14 protein-coding genes are annotated in these 12,309 nt (G+C 71.8%); 5 read left to right on the forward strand and 9 right to left on the reverse strand.

Going from position 1 to position 12,309, the window contains the following annotated elements; all coding sequences use genetic code 11:
- Positions 1 to 141: 141 nt before the first annotated feature.
- Positions 142 to 600, forward strand: coding sequence for a RidA family protein (locus H8B08_RS10095; RefSeq protein WP_187450069.1), 459 nt, complete (start codon positions 142 to 144; stop codon positions 598 to 600).
- Positions 597 to 1,334, forward strand: a complete 738-nt coding sequence (locus H8B08_RS10100; RefSeq protein WP_187450070.1) for a glycerophosphodiester phosphodiesterase family protein — start codon at positions 597 to 599, stop codon at positions 1,332 to 1,334. Before H8B08_RS10095 ends, H8B08_RS10100 begins: the two co-directional genes overlap by 4 nt.
- A 280-nt stretch (positions 1,335 to 1,614) precedes the next feature.
- Here H8B08_RS10100 and H8B08_RS10105 read toward each other — a convergent pair whose 3' ends face one another.
- Both H8B08_RS10105 and H8B08_RS10110 read right to left on the reverse strand, forming a co-directional pair.
- Positions 1,615 to 2,526: a M20/M25/M40 family metallo-hydrolase gene (locus tag H8B08_RS10105; RefSeq protein ID WP_187450071.1), complete on the reverse strand. Its 912-nt coding sequence runs from the start codon at positions 2,524 to 2,526 to the stop codon at positions 1,615 to 1,617.
- A 177-nt stretch (positions 2,527 to 2,703) separates the two neighbouring features.
- Positions 2,704 to 3,288 (reverse strand): hypothetical protein, encoded by a 585-nt coding sequence (locus H8B08_RS10110; protein WP_187450072.1) that lies wholly within the window; start codon positions 3,286 to 3,288, stop codon positions 2,704 to 2,706.
- 280 nt (positions 3,289 to 3,568) lie between these two features.
- Here H8B08_RS10110 and queA point away from each other — a divergent pair, with 280 nt between their 5' ends.
- From queA to H8B08_RS10125, 3 genes are all read left to right on the forward strand, one after another.
- Positions 3,569 to 4,645 (forward strand): tRNA preQ1(34) S-adenosylmethionine ribosyltransferase-isomerase QueA, encoded by a 1,077-nt coding sequence (gene queA / locus H8B08_RS10115; protein WP_187450073.1) that lies wholly within the window; start codon positions 3,569 to 3,571, stop codon positions 4,643 to 4,645.
- 230 nt (positions 4,646 to 4,875) lie between these two features.
- A complete protein-coding gene (gene tgt, locus H8B08_RS10120) occupies positions 4,876 to 5,994 on the forward strand; it encodes a tRNA guanosine(34) transglycosylase Tgt (RefSeq protein WP_187450074.1) in 1,119 nt (372 codons plus the stop codon).
- 4 nt (positions 5,995 to 5,998) lie between these two features.
- On the forward strand, positions 5,999 to 6,466 hold the full coding sequence (locus H8B08_RS10125; protein WP_187450075.1) for an SMI1/KNR4 family protein: 468 nt from the start codon (positions 5,999 to 6,001) through the stop codon (positions 6,464 to 6,466).
- 64 nt (positions 6,467 to 6,530) lie between these two features.
- Here H8B08_RS10125 and H8B08_RS10130 read toward each other — a convergent pair whose 3' ends face one another.
- The 7 genes from H8B08_RS10130 to H8B08_RS10160 form a co-directional block, all read right to left on the reverse strand.
- Positions 6,531 to 7,163, reverse strand: coding sequence for a hypothetical protein (locus H8B08_RS10130; protein ID WP_187450076.1), 633 nt, complete (start codon positions 7,161 to 7,163; stop codon positions 6,531 to 6,533).
- A gap of 102 nt (positions 7,164 to 7,265) precedes the next feature.
- Positions 7,266 to 9,560, reverse strand: coding sequence for an MASE1 domain-containing protein (locus H8B08_RS10135; RefSeq protein ID WP_187450077.1), 2,295 nt, complete (start codon positions 9,558 to 9,560; stop codon positions 7,266 to 7,268).
- Between the two features lie 210 nt (positions 9,561 to 9,770).
- Positions 9,771 to 10,169, reverse strand: a complete 399-nt coding sequence (locus H8B08_RS10140) for a hypothetical protein (RefSeq protein WP_187450078.1) — start codon at positions 10,167 to 10,169, stop codon at positions 9,771 to 9,773.
- Positions 10,166 to 10,411 carry a hypothetical protein gene (locus H8B08_RS10145; protein ID WP_187450079.1) on the reverse strand — a complete coding sequence of 82 codons (246 nt, stop codon included), beginning with the start codon at positions 10,409 to 10,411 and terminating at the stop codon, positions 10,166 to 10,168. Before H8B08_RS10145 ends, H8B08_RS10140 begins: the two co-directional genes overlap by 4 nt.
- Before the next feature lie 11 nt (positions 10,412 to 10,422).
- Positions 10,423 to 11,076 carry a glycoside hydrolase family 19 protein gene (locus tag H8B08_RS10150; RefSeq protein ID WP_187450080.1) on the reverse strand — a complete coding sequence of 218 codons (654 nt, stop codon included), beginning with the start codon at positions 11,074 to 11,076 and terminating at the stop codon, positions 10,423 to 10,425.
- Between the two features lie 49 nt (positions 11,077 to 11,125).
- Positions 11,126 to 11,371 (reverse strand): hypothetical protein, encoded by a 246-nt coding sequence (locus H8B08_RS10155; protein ID WP_187450081.1) that lies wholly within the window; start codon positions 11,369 to 11,371, stop codon positions 11,126 to 11,128.
- Position 11,372: 1 nt separating this feature from the next.
- Positions 11,373 to 12,188 (reverse strand): hypothetical protein, encoded by an 816-nt coding sequence (locus H8B08_RS10160; RefSeq protein ID WP_187450082.1) that lies wholly within the window; start codon positions 12,186 to 12,188, stop codon positions 11,373 to 11,375.
- Between the last annotated feature and the right edge of the window lie 121 nt (positions 12,189 to 12,309).

Consider the following 12,309-nt stretch of genomic DNA (forward strand, 5'->3'; position numbering starts at 1 on the left):
TCCTCACGGCCCGTTCCAGGCCCTGCCCGGCCGGACGCGGAGCGCCCGCTCCGCCGGCGCCGGCCGCTGAGGCGCGCGCCGCCTCTTCCGCCTTTCGCCGCGGACCGCTAAGCAGCGCGGCGAAAGCTGACGGAGCGTCACATGTCCAAGATCGAAGCCCGCCTCGCCGAACTCGGCATCACCCTGCCGGAGCCGCCGGCCGCCATCGCCACCTATGTCGGCTTCGTCCAGACCGGCAACCTGATCCACGTGTCGGGCCAGGTCTCGACCGACGCCTCGGGCGGCATCAAGGGCACGGTCGGCGTCGACGTCGACTTCGACACCGCCGTGAAGGCCGCGCGCCTGTGCGGGATCAACATCATGGCCCAGCTGAAGGTCGCCCTGGGCGACCTGGACCGCGTGACCCGCATCGTGAAGCTGGGCGGCTTCGTCCAGGCCGGCCCGGACTTCTACGACGTGCCGAAGGTGATCAACGGCTGCTCGGACCTGATGGTCGAGGTGTTCGGCGACGCCGGCCGCCACGCCCGCGCCGCCGTCGGCGTCTACAAGCTCCCCGTGAACTTCGCCGTCGAAGTCGACGCCGTCGTCGAGGTGAAGTGAGCCGGGCGCACGCCCTGCTGAGCGGCCCGGCCTTCGCCCATCGCGGGCTGTGGAGGCCGGGCGGCCCGCCCGAGAACTCGCTGGCGGCGTTCGACGCCGCCTGCGAGGCCGGCTACGGCGTCGAGCTCGACGTGCGGCTGTCGGCCGACGGCGAGGCCGTGGTGTTCCACGACGACACCTTGAAGCGGCTGACCGGGCGCCAGGGCCGGGTCGACGCCCTGACCGCCGGCGAACTGGCCGGCGTGCGGCTGAGCGGAACGACCGAGACCATCCCGACCTTGCGCCGCGTGCTCGACCAGGTCGGGCGGCGTGGCGTGCTGCTGATCGAGCTGAAGACGCCCGCGGGCCGCGAAGGCCGGCTGGAGCGCCGGGTCGCCGACCTGCTGGCCGACTTCCGCGGCGAGGCCATGGTCATCGGCTTCAATCCCGCGGCGCTGGGCCTGATGCGGACTCTGGCGCCTCGCCTGCCCCGCGGCCTGAACGCGTCGGCCCGCGTCGACGAGAGCGGACGAACGGTCCTGCCTGACCCGGCCCGCGCCTACACCGACCGCCAGCTCGAGCTGGCCGCGCCCCATGTCCTGATCCCCGGCCAGGACCTGATCCCCAGCCGCCGGGTGGCCGCCTTGCGCGCGAGCGGCCTGCCGGTCGCGACCTGGACGATCCGCTCGCGGGCCGAAGCCGCGCGAGTCGAGCGCCACGCCGACAACATCATCTTCGAGGGCTGGCGGGCTTGAGATCTCCCCCTGTTGGGGGGAGCAGGCGGCTGCAAGCCGCCGTGGGGGGCTCCAGCGGAGCGCACGGGTTCAGCCCCAACCTCCGCTCATCCCCGCGAAAGCGGGGACCCAGAGCGCCCCCGCGTCCCAGCGCGCTCGGACGTTCGAACCGATACTTTCAACAGCCAAAGGTCCCGCACCTGGGTCCCCGCTTTCGCGGGGATGAGCGGATATGGAACGGGCGCGCTCCGCTGGAGCCCCCTCGACGCTTCGCGGTCCCCCTCCCCCAGAGGGGGAGGATCTAGTTGGCCTTAGCCGCCCGGATCGCCGCGTCGTCGGCGTCCAGCGCCATCACCGCTTCCGTGATGGTCTGCACCGACCGCACGTACCAGTCCGGGTTCACCTTCTCGAAGTCGTCGGTGGGGCGGTGATAGTCGGGGTGGTCCTCGACGCCGAAATAGACGAACGGGATGCCGGCCTCGTGGAAGGCCATGTGGTCGGACTGGCCGGTCCAGTCGTCCTGGCCCTGCTCGGGACGGTCGTGGCCCAGCTTCAGGGTCACCGGCGCGGTCTTGGCCACGCGCTCCAGCACGGGGACCAGGCCCGGATTGTGGTAGCCGCCCGAGGCGTAGAGCTCGCCCTTGTCGCCCCGGGCGACCATGTCGAGGTTCACGTTCAGGACGATGGCGTCCTTCGGGACCGGCGGACCGGCGACGAAGGCGTGGGCCCCGCGCGCGCCGCCCTCCTCCGCGTCCAGGGCCACGAACACCAGCGAGTGGTCCGGCCGGTGCGCCTTGAAGTACTTGGCCATGGCGAACAGCGCCGCCGTGCCCGAGGCGTTGTCGTCGGCGCCGTTGAAGATCTGGCCGTCCTTCACGCCCAGGTGGTCGTAGTGGGCGGTGACCACGATGTAGCGGTCGGGCGTCTTCTTACCCTTCACCACGCCCCAGACGTTGACGCCCGGGACCTCGGCCCCGGCCTTGGTCGTGTAGGTGAAGGGCTGCTCCTTGGTCGTCAGGCCGACCTCGCGGAAGCGCTGTTCGACATAGGCCCGCGCCTTGGCCGAGCCCGGCGTGCCGGGATAGCGGCCGGCCATGTCGTCGGCGGAGAGCACCTTCAGGTCCTGCACCAGCCGCGTCCCGTCGATCCGCGGCGGCGCCGGCGCGGCGGCGGTCAGGGCGAGCGCCAACACGGCGGCGAGTGCGGACTTCATGAGCGGGTCCTTCAGAAAACAGCGTGACCATACCCCTCTCCCCGAGGGAGAGGGAGGGGCCCACGCGCAGCGTGGAGGGTGAGGGGTTACGCGGCCGGCGGTGCGCCCCTCATCCTTCCCACCCGCTAGCGCGGGCGGGCCCCTTCCTTCTCCCGACCGGGAGAAGGAGCGAGGTCTTCAATCCCCGCCGAACCAGGTGAACTTCACGTCGGTGAAGGTCGCCTCCCCGATGGTCAGCGTGCCGGTCAGCACCACGGCCTCGGCGTCGCCGGCCTTCGCCCGTTTCAGGGCGGCCGGATCGAGCTTGCCTTGGAAGCTCACCTTCCCCAGCCGCGGGTGGTTGTCGACGAAGGCGATCTCGGTCTCGGTCACCCGCCAGGCGTCGGGCAGGACGCGCTCGCGCACGGCGTAAACGTCCTGACCCAGCTCGTTGACCTTCCTGGGACTTTTGGTGTCGTCGAACTCCATCATCACCGGCGCGTAGGCAGCCGTGCGCCGCCCCGCCGCCCAGTCCTCGAACTCGGTCGGCGAGCCCAGGTGCAGGTGATCCAGCCGCCACTGGCCGACCGTGATCTCGCTCTGGGGCATGTAGTAGCCGAACAGCTCCAGCCCCGGCTGGGTGGTGAAGCCCTCCAGCGCCTCGGCGCCGGGCTCCGGCGCCGTCGCCACGACCGTCGTCGGCTTCTCCGTCTTCGACGCCTCAGGCTTGCCGCACCCGGCCAGCGCCAGCGCGGCCGCGCCGCAGATCAGAGCGATACGCATGTCGGCCCTCCCCGTATTTCACCGATCATGGGTGCGCGAAGCGTCTCAACGGTCAAGCCCGCTGCGGTGCTGTTGCGAATGCGGCGCGCCTAATCTCCGTACGCCCCGACGAAAGTCGGGGCCCAGGTGAAGCCCACAGGGCGTCGCGGGTGAATCTGGGTCCCGACTTTCGTCGGGACATACGGCTTGAGAGCGCGCCCCGAAATGCGCAGCGAGCCCGCAAGGGGAGAGGGAAAAGTCGTTGACCCGCCGGCCTCGCCGTGGCCTTCACCGGCCACCCATGCGCCTGTCCGATTTCGACTTCGAGCTTCCCGAGAGCCTGATCGCGCTCCGCCCCGCCGAGCCGCGCGACGCCGCGCGCCTGCTGGTGGTGCGCCCCGGCCAGCCGTTCGAGGACCGTCAGGTCCGCGACCTGGCCGACCTGCTGCAACCCGGCGACGCCCTGGTGTTCAACGACACCCGGGTGATCCCCGCCCGACTGTCGGGAATCCGCCCGCGCGAGGACTCCACCGTCCGGGTCGAGGCGACCCTGCACAAGCGCACGGCGGCCGACCGCTGGACCGCCTTCATGAAGCCCGGCAAACGGCTGAAGGACGGCGACCGGGTGCTGTTCGGCGCCACCTCCGACACCTCGTGCGAGCTGGACCGGCTGGACGCGACCGTCGTGACCAAGCTGGACGGTGGCGAGGTCGAGCTGAAGTTCGACCTGTCCGGCCCGGCCCTGGACCAGGCCATCGCCGCCCACGGCCACATGCCGCTGCCGCCCTACATCGCGGCGCTGCGGGCCGAGGACGAGCGCGACACCAGAGACTACCAGACCGTCTTCGCCCGCGAGGACGGCTCGGTGGCCGCGCCGACGGCGGGCCTGCACTTCACGCCGGAACTGATCGCCAGCCTGCAAGCCCGCGGAATCTCGACGCATTTCGTCACCCTGCACGTCGGGGCCGGCACCTTCCTGCCGGTCAAGACCGACGAGGTCAGCGAGCACAGGATGCACGCCGAGTTCGGGGTGGTGACGAAGGCGACGGCCGACGCGCTGAACGCCGTGCGCGCCGCCGGCGGACGGATCGTCTGCGTCGGCACCACGTCGCTCCGCCTGCTGGAAAGCGCCACCGGCGAGGACGGCGTGGTGCGGCCCTTCGCCGACGAGACGGCCATCTTCATCACGCCGGGCTACGCTTTTCGCGCAGCCGACGTGCTGATGACCAACTTCCACCTGCCGAAGTCGACCCTGTTCATGCTGGTCTGCGCCTTCGCCGGCGCCGAGACGATGAAGGCGGCCTACGCCCGGGCGATCGAGACGGGGTACCGGTTCTATTCGTACGGGGACACGTCGCTGCTGTTTCGGGCCGCGTAGCCCTCTCCCCGCCCCAACATCGTCACCCTCGGGCTTGTCCCGAGGGCCCAGCGTTCAGCTCGCACGAGCCCTCGACAGCTTCGCGCTTCCGGCCGCCCTGGGCCCTCGGGACAAGCCCGAGGGTGACGGGTATTGGAGCTGACCCGGCGCGCTCGACGCGGGCAGGTTTTGGTGTGCCTGCGGCGTCGCTTCACGCTACAGAGCGCGCCCGAGCGCTTATCTGAGACCCCATGGCCGCCTTCCCCTTCGCCCTGACCGCCACCGACGGCGCCGCCCGCACCGGGGTGCTGACCACGCCGCGCGGCGAGATCCGCACGCCCGCCTTCATGCCGGTCGGCACGGCCGGCACGGTCAAGGCGCTGACCGTCGACAAGGTCGTCCAGACCGGCGCCGACGTGATCCTGGGCAACACCTACCACCTGATGCTGCGGCCCACGGCCGAGCGGGTGAAGCGGCTGGGCGGCCTGCACAGGTTCATGCGCTGGGACGGGCCGATCCTGACCGACAGCGGCGGCTTCCAGGTGATGAGCCTGTCCAACATCTCCAAGGTCAAGGAAGAGGCGGTCACCTTCCAGAGCCACCTGGACGGGTCGAAGTGGGTGCTTTCGCCCGAGCGCTCGATGGAGATCCAGGCCGACCTGCTGGGCTCGGACATCGTCATGCAGCTGGACGAGTGCGTCGCCTGGCCGGCGGACGAACAACGCGCCGCCGACGCGCTGCGCCTGTCGGCCCGCTGGGGGCAGCGCTGCAAGGCCTACTTCGGCGAGCGCGACACCCAGGCCCTGTTCGGCATCCAGCAGGGCTCCACCTTCGAACACCTGCGCCGGGAATCGGCCGAGCGGCTGCAGGAGATCGGCTTCGACGGCTATGCGGTCGGCGGCCTGGCCGTCGGCGAAGGCCACGCACAGATGATGGAGACGCTGGAGTACTCCACGCCCATGCTGCCCACCGACCGGCCGCGCTATCTGATGGGCGTGGGCAAGCCGATCGACCTGGTCGAGGCGGTGGCGCGCGGCATCGACATGTTCGACTGCGTGCTGCCCACCCGCTCCGGGCGCCACGGCCAGGCCTGGACCTGGGACGGGCCCATCAATCTGAAGAACGCCCGCTTCGCCGAGGACGACGCGCCGCTGGACCCGACCAGCACCTGTCCCGCAAGCCGCGACTATTCAAAGGCTTACCTCCACCACCTCGTACGCGCGGGCGAGATCCTGGGCCAGGTGCTGCTGTCCTGGCACAACATCGCCTTCTTCCAGGCGGTGATGGCCGATAGCCGCGCCGCCATCGCCGAAGGCCGCTTCGACGCCTTCCGCCAGAGCTTCGCCGAGCGGCATCTCAGAAAAGACTGAGCGCATGTCGCTCGATGCGTTCGTCCGCAAGTGGACCCACCCCGACTATGCGCCCGACGCGGTCGCGCCAGCGGCCCTCGAACAGGCGGAGGCCCGTTTGGGCTGCCGTTTCCCGCCTGCTTACCGGGAAGCGGTGCTCGGGACCGGACTCCCCCGCCCCACGATCGCCCTGCTGAGCAGCATCGTCGACCGAGAGCTCGACATCGCCGACGTCAGCAACTTCTTCGATCCCGCCGAGATCGTGGAGACGACCGAGGGTTGGCGCGAACTCGGATTGCCTGAACATCTGATCGCCTTCGCGGGCGACTGCTCAGGCAACCTGTTTGCATTTGATCGGCGCACGGCCAGCGACGCGGAGTCGCCCGTCTGGCTGTTCGATCACGACTTCGGCACGGTCCGGAAGGTGGCCGACAGCTTCACGGATTGGATCGCCGCCTTCTGCGCCATCGATCCAGTCGAGGCCGACGACTAGCCCCAAAACGCAAAAAGCGCCCCCGGCCGGAGCCGAGGGCGCGTCTTTGTCCGGAAATGTCAGGTCACGATCCGCCCTGGTCGGCGACCACCGGCGGCGGCGTCACCTCCGCCGCATGGGGCTCGACCGGCACGAACCAGCTGGGCGCGGCCGGCGGCGCGCAGTTCCTCTGCATGCCCACGCCCTTCAGGTAGGCGCGGCGCACGGTGCCGGCCTTGATGGCCTCGCGCACGGCCTTCTCGTGGCGCTCGGCCCCGGTCAGGCGGCGGACCCAGCCGCGCATGGGGATGACGCCTGTGGTGGTGTCGCGCACGGCGTTCAGCGCCGCGCCGGCCGCGTAGTCGGCGCCCTTCTCGCTCATCCGCCGGACGTCCGGCGGCGCGGGTTCGTCCAGGTCGGGGCCGAGCGCGGCGTCGATGCGGCCGACCTCGCCGGCGATGGCCTCGCAGCGGGTCAGCCCCTTCAGAGAGTACGGCTCCGCCTGGGCGTGGATCAGGGCGACGGGAATGTTCTCGCGCATCAGGTTGAGGTCTTCGAGCGGCGCGGTGACCGCCTCGTCGATGCCCTCGCCGATGGCCTTGCTGCTGCGGGTGACCGTCGTGCGCGTCATCGTACACGCGCCCAGCGCCAGCGTGCACAACAGCACGCCGCCGACCAGGACCACGTTAGGAACTGGAGCCGTGCGTCTGTGCGCCATGCCCTGTCGTCCTCCCCTGCGCCGAACATGGACTGGACTGCGCAGGCTGTCCAATAGACTGAACAGCGCAGAGCGAGTTCCCTTAGGGGGGAAAGGCCCCGCTCAGGCGGGCGGCGCCGCTCCGTCGTGGCCGTCCGGGCCGACGTGGAGGCGCTCGAAGGCGTCCTTCAGCTCCTCGGTCGTCACCGGCTTGACCAGGACCGGCGCGTCGAACTCGCGCGCTCCGTCGATCAGGTCGCCATAGCCGGTCGAGAAGGCGAAGGGCACGTGCAGCTCGGTCAGCCGGCGGGCCACCGGCGCGATCGCCTCGCCGGCCAGGTTTACGTCCAGCACGGCGGCGGCCGGCGTCGTCGCCTCGATCGCGCCCAGCGCCTCGGCCACGCCGCCGATGGGGCCGATCACCGACCAGCCCAGCGCCTCCAGCCGCGCCTTCATGTCCAGGCCGATCAACGCCTCGTCCTCGACCAGCAGCACGACGCGCGGCCCCTCCACGCCGGCCTCCACCGGGGCGGTCCGCACCACGCGCTGCAGCGGGATGTCGATCTCGCAGTGCAGGCCGCTCTTGCGCCAGGTCTGGCGCAGTTCGCCGTTCAGCTGGCGTTCGACCGAGGCGGTCATCAGGGTCGAGCCGAAGCCCGCGCGGCTGGGGGCCTCGGTGATGGGGCCGCCCCTCTCGGTCCAGTCCAGCTTCAGCCGGTCGGCCTGCGGATCGACCGACCACTTCAGATCGACCGATCCGCCGGGGGACGACAGGGCCCCGTGCTTGGCGGCGTTGGTGATCAGCTCGTGCAGCACCAGGGCCAGCGGCTGGGCCGCGTCGGCGGCCAGCATGACCTCCGGCCCCTTCACCCGGATGCGCGCGCCGCCCTTCTCCGCGTCGCCCTGATAGGGCTCGATCTCCTCGTCGATCAGCTGACGCAAGGACGCCCCGGTCCAGCGCGAGGCGGCCAGCAGGTTGTGAGCCCGCGCGATCGCCTGGATGCGGCCCTCGACCGCCGCGGCGAAGCTTTCCTTGGTGTCGGCCTTGGTCAGGCGCACCACCGCCGCCACCACGGCCAGCGCGTTCTTGGCCCGGTGATCGACCTCGCGCATCAAGAGGCGCTGGCGCTCCTCGGCCTCCTTGCGCTCGGTGATGTCGACCACCACGCCCAGCACCCGGCGCACCCGTCCGTCCGGGCCGTAGAACAGCCGCGCGCGGCTGTCGACGTGGCGCACCTCGCCCGAGGGCAGCAGGATCCGATAGACCGACGAATAGGCGGTCGAACCCTTGTAGGCGGCCCTCACCTCCTCCAACGCGCGCTCGCGGTCGTCGGGGTGCACGCGCTCGACCCAGGCGTCGAAGCCGACGTCCGGGCGGGTCAACGGCCAGCCGAAGATCTCCAGCAGCGTGTCGCTGGACAGGGACTGGCCGCGCTCGATGTTCCAGTCCCAGGTGCCGACCTGGCCGGCCTCCTGGGCCAGGCGCAGGCGCGCCTCGTTCTCGGCCGTGGCCAGGTAGATCCGCTCGTTGTCCACCGCCGTGCGGGCGCGGCGCAGGGCCTCGACCATCACCGCCACCAGCACGATGGTCCCCTGCATGATCATCACGTACTGCTGCACCGCCAGCACCCGGCCCTGCGACAGCTCCGCGAAGGCGCCCCCGCCCGGCTGGGCCCCGTAGAGCGCCAGGGCGGACGAAGCCAGGCCGATGGTCGAGGCGGCGCGGGCGTCCAGCATGAAGGCCGCGGCGATCATCAGCGGCGCCAGATGCCAGGGCAGCAGGATCACCCCTGGCGGCGGCGCCACGAAGACCAGCCAGGCCAGGACCGAGCAGGTCCCCAGCAGGGCGACGAAGGCCACCCACCAGTCGACGTTGCGGTGCAGCGGGTCGGGCCGGGCCCAGGTCAGGATCACCGGCGTGACGGTGATCACGCCCACGACGTCGCCCACCGTCCAGCGCAGCAGCGCTTCCGGCGCGGCGTCGGCGGGCATGCCCTGAAAGCCGGTCAGCACGGCCAAGGCCAGAACGCCGGAGATCAGGCCGGAGACCAGCGCGCCGATCAGGATCAGCCAGAACACGTCGCGCACGCGCCGCAGGGTCCGGTCGAACCGAACGACGTACAGCAGCAGCCAGACGCTGATAGCGACCGCCACGGTGTCTCCGGCCGCGAACATCAGGCGCACCGGGACCGGGTCCGGGGTCGGAGCCAGGCTGGTGGCGACCAACGACCCCAGGAAAACGCCCGGCCACAGCCGCAGGCCGCCGAGCAGGAGGGCGGCGATCGCCAGCCCCGACGCCGGCCACACCGGCGACACCGCCGCGCCGAAGGTGGCCCAGGTCAGGCCCAGATAGCCGAGGACGGCGTACCCCGCGGTCAGGGCGCCGACACCGATCACCGTTCGCGTCGTCAGCGTCATCAGGGTCCGTCAGCGCCGTCGGGCCAGCCCCGGTTCAACTGCGGAGCCCGGCAAAAGGAAGCGCCCTCCCCGCCGCGATCCTCCGCCTAAGGCCCGCGGGCGTCCAGCAGGGCTACGGCGGCGTCCTTCAACGCCTCGCAGGCCCCGATCGCCGCCTCCTGGCGCAGGCTGAAGGCGGCGAGGTCGGCCTGGGTCAACACCCCGCTCGGGTCAGGCCTCGGGCACGGCGCGCGCAGGCTCTGCGGCACGGCGATCGGCACGGGCGGCGGCGGCGTCCGCGCGCAGCCGCTCAAGAGCGTCGCGCCAGTCAGCCAGCAGGCCAGGGTCGAGGCGCGCGTCGCCGCGGGGATCGCGCGCCAGGGTGCGGGCCGCGTCATCGGCCGTCTCCTCCAGTCGTCGGGTGGTTTCATGGGCGCGGTCCAGCGCCTCGACGGCCGCCGCGTTCAGCTCGGCCCGCCGGGTCGCCTCGCGCGCCGCGGTCTCGGCCGCCACAGCACGCTGGGCCGCGTAGCGGACGCGCAGACCCTGCACGCCGGCCGCCGCCAGGCTGAGCGCCGCCAGCAGGGCCAACGCCGCCGTCAGCGGCCGCTTCAGCACCAGCGCGATCACGCCCTGCGTCCCGCCGCGGCGGCCAGGCGCGCCCAGTCCAGCACCGAGGCTCCGGCCAGGTAGAGGGTGGCCAGCACCACGTTGGCGCCGACGAGAGCCAGGGCCACCCAGCGCAGGGTCTCGCCCTCCTGCAGCCTCAGCACGATCACCGCCAGCAGGGCCGAGTTGGCGGCCGTGGCCGCATAGGTGAACACCCGCCGGAACGTCCAGGTCGGCTCCGGCGGCGGGTCTTGGTCGATCATGACGGTCTCCTTCAGCGCCACACGCCCTTGGCGCGGTGCAGCTGGGTTTCGCGGTCCTTCAGCCCGGCCAGGGCCGGGCCGTTGACCGCGCGCGTGACGGCGACCAAATCGTCGCGGTCGGCCGCTTCATTGACGGACTTGCGCGCCCACCAGGCCGCCGCGATCTCACAGGCGGCTTCCGGCTCGGCGGCGAGGTCCGGCTCGGCCTCCAGGTCGCGGCCGATCCATTCGGAGGCTTCGGCGTAGTTGGCCCGCCCGGTCAGCTGCACCAGACCGCGGCCGCGATAGCGCCAGCCGTCGCCGGACGCCTCGTCGCCGTTGCCCAGCCGCCCGGCGTAGACCCGGTTCGCCACCGCCTGCGGGCCCCGCTTCAGCAGGGCTTGCGCGTCGGCCGCGCCACGCACGGCCGAGAACATCGCGTCCAGCCGCTCGGGTCGATAGCGGAAGCTCTCCTCCAGCCGCGTGAACCCGGCGCTCTCGTGATGCAGCTGGGCCATGAAGTGGGCCACGCGCCGGGGTGTCGACAGGCCGGCGGCGAACCGGGCCGCCTCCAGCGCGCGGGCCATGCGCCGCGCGTCGTGCCAGCCCAGGCCGCGGGCGAAGCCGGCCAGGCGCGCGAAGGTGATCGCCGCGCGCGAGGCGGCGGCGAGTGGATCGAGGGACATGGAAACTCCGAGGATCGGAAGGCGGCGCCGCGCGCGCCGCGGGCGGGCCTCAGCCCTCGCCGGGGCGCCGCTCCGGGCGCAGGGCCAGGCGCAGGTCTTCGCGCAGGTCTTTCAGCGCGTCGGTCAGGGCGCGCACCTGCTCCTGCAGGCGGATGACCTCGTCGCGCGCGCCGTCGTGGGCGGCGACGCGGCGTTCGAGGTCGAGGATCTTCTGGCGGCTGGCGCCCCAGCCGGCGGCCGCGGCCAGCACGGCCAGGGCGACGGTCAGCACGTCGCCGGCGTCGACAGCCGGCATGTCAGCCCTCCCCGTAGCCCGCCTTGAAGCCGATGTTCGTGCCGGTCGACTTCCCGGTTTCGCGGGTGTCGTAGAACATCGGCGTGGCCTGCAGCAGCTTCAGCAGCGCGTCGGCCCGCTTGCCGGGATCGTCCTGGGCGCGGACGAACTCGGCGTAGGCGCGGTCGTAGGCGTCCTGCTGGGCGCCGCGCAGCTGCGCGCCCAACTGCCCCATCACGCCCGCGCCGGTCAGGCCCAGCTGGGCCGCCTGCAGGCCGGCGGTCTGGTTGGCCTGTTCGGCCTGCAGGCGCGCGGCGCGGTCCTGGCCCCACAGGTCGGCCGCCCGGTCGAAGGCGCTGGCGCGGATCTGGGCCGACGCGTCGCTCACCTGCTTCAGGTAGGCTGAGTTGGTCAGGCCCTCGGCCACGCCGTGGCGCGCGCCGTTCCAGGCGCCGGCCCGGGTGGCGTCCTGGGCGTCGGCGACCTGCTGGCGGTCGCGCGCGGTCGCCGCGTCGCTCAGCACCCCGCCCAGCACCGCCTCGGTGTAGGGGTTGGCGTAGGCCGCCATGTCGGCGTCCGTGAACGCGCCGGCCGAGATCTTGCCCGGGGTGTAGCCGGACGCCTTCGCGGCCAGGTCCGCGGCCGCCGTCTCATAGCCGTTGACGCCGGCCGACAACGGCCCGCCATAGGCCTGGAACGGCTGGGCCAGCAGCCCGCGCACCTGCCCCGAAAGGTCGCCGTAGATCCCCTTCGACCAGGCGTCGAGGCTGGTGTCCGTCGTCGACGAGCTCTTCGTCTTGTTCTTGCCGCCGCTGATGCCGAAGTACGGCCCCGCCATCGCATTTCCTTTCCAAATACCGTGAATTTCAAGCCGTACCCGCGAGCGCGCACGACCGCGCGACCCGCGCGCCGCCGGCGCGCGGGCTTGCGCCCGCGTTCGATTGTGGAGATACGCGCCG

The organism is Caulobacter sp. 17J80-11 (genome assembly GCF_014349105.1).
Classification (GTDB): domain Bacteria; phylum Pseudomonadota; class Alphaproteobacteria; order Caulobacterales; family Caulobacteraceae; genus 17J80-11.